This is a genomic window from Cohnella terricola (assembly GCF_007786475.1).
GTDB lineage: Bacteria > Bacillota > Bacilli > Paenibacillales > Paenibacillaceae > Cohnella > Cohnella terricola.
The window spans coordinates 1-1623 of the sequence record NZ_VNJJ01000037.1 but is presented as its reverse complement, the minus strand read 5'-3'; the positions used below and the strand labels follow the sequence as shown (position 1 = coordinate 1623).

General features: G+C 44.1%; 1 protein-coding gene. It reads right to left on the bottom strand.

Annotated elements, in window-relative coordinates; genetic code table 11:
- Nucleotides 1-431: 431 nt before the first annotated feature.
- Nucleotides 432-1115: a hypothetical protein gene (locus tag FPZ45_RS25120; protein WP_144707405.1), complete on the bottom strand. Its 684-nt coding sequence runs from the start codon at nt 1113-1115 to the stop codon at nt 432-434.
- Nucleotides 1116-1623: the final 508 nt, after the last annotated feature.

The window sequence follows — 1623 nt, the reverse complement described above, 5'->3', positions numbered from 1 at the left end:
AGAATGCGTAATACGACTTGCTCCTTAAATGCTTTGTCAAACTTCTTCCGTTGCCCCATTGAAAATCCCTCCGTCTTTTATTATAGAGGGTTTCTCTGTGTCCATCTATTCGGGGCAAGGTCAGCTTTGCAGCTTATTCCGATTACTTTGCGGGGACCCCGGGTTGCCGCCGTGAAATCTGAATAGGTAACCCCGTAACAAGGGGATTTCACGTCGGCAAAGGCAAACGCTTCGCTCCTCCAGGAGATACATGCCCCTCTTTCTACTCGTTTACTTATTGGACTCCCCTTTTAGCAGAACTTTTACTCGACTACTTTTTCGGGGACCCCGGATATCCGCGTCACAGCATCATTCCGCCGGAAGCTTCGATGCGCTGCCCGTTGACCCAGCCCATCAAAAATTTGTAAATAGTGCTCACTTAAAAATCATCTTCATAATAAATCGGTACTTTGTACAGAACCAATGTATTCATATTTGTATATTTTCCCTGTCACACCTGATGAGATTGCGCGGAATTTCCCTTTTTCAACAAGATTTTTACAATGCTTAATTACCGTTTGCTTGTGGACCTCAAGCTCGTCAGCTGCTTTCGATGGGCTAATGATACGATGATTTCGAATGGCCAGTCGCATCAACTTGCGTTCTATTTTTAGATATTTGTGACGATCCATTCCATCCTTCCCCCCTGCCGCCGAAAGATAAGGGGCTAGAATGCTGCGAACCATAGCGAGCACGAACGTTGGATTTTCTTTCATTTCGTCCAGGGAAATGGAGATTACGAAACAATCTTGAGATTGCAGATACAACCCTCTATTCAAATCCATTCGATATTTCGAACGATCCTTGCCATGCGATCCATAGTCCATGATTTCGATTATGAAACGCAGACTACCTATGATCCACATAAAGTCCACAAAATACGACCGCCCCCTCCAATCTTTAACTTCATATTCTGGATGCAAACCATCAAAGTTCCCCATAAGGTTCCACCATATTTGTTCCGCGAACATACGATTTCCGAATCCATGCCCTCTTTTTAGAGCATCTCTTCGTTCCCCGTGGCGTTTCATCAAGTGTGTCTTGATCCACTTCTCGTGCTCGATCTCGAAACTCATGTTTTATCTCCCTTTCAATGCAAATAAATAAGCCCCGAATACCCTTCACGCTAGAAGGATATCGGGGCGTGCTTCGCCGCATTATCTTGTATAAGTCGATCATAACGAAAAGGCTACACATGGAGCAACTGTTTTTTAGCATATTACTTGCTTCTATAGAATCGAGCCATTACAAAAGTGGCTTTGTACGTTTATTCGTACAAAACCCCAACGTCGGTCTACCTCGAGCACCATTTTGTACGAGACTTCGTACAAAAAACCAACGACTGGCTACCCCGCGTACCATTTTGTACGAGATTTCGTACAAAACCCCAACGACGGTCTACTTCGCGCACCATTTTGTACGTTATTTCGTACAAAACCCCAACAACGGGCTACTCCGCTCGGTCAAGTCCATTTTTATGTGTATATTCTCTTTAGATGAGGTTAGCCGGATGCAGTTAAACACGGCTACCTTTTTCTTTTTTCCATACTAGGTATGTCCGCATGTCAATAAATCGTTTTTCTT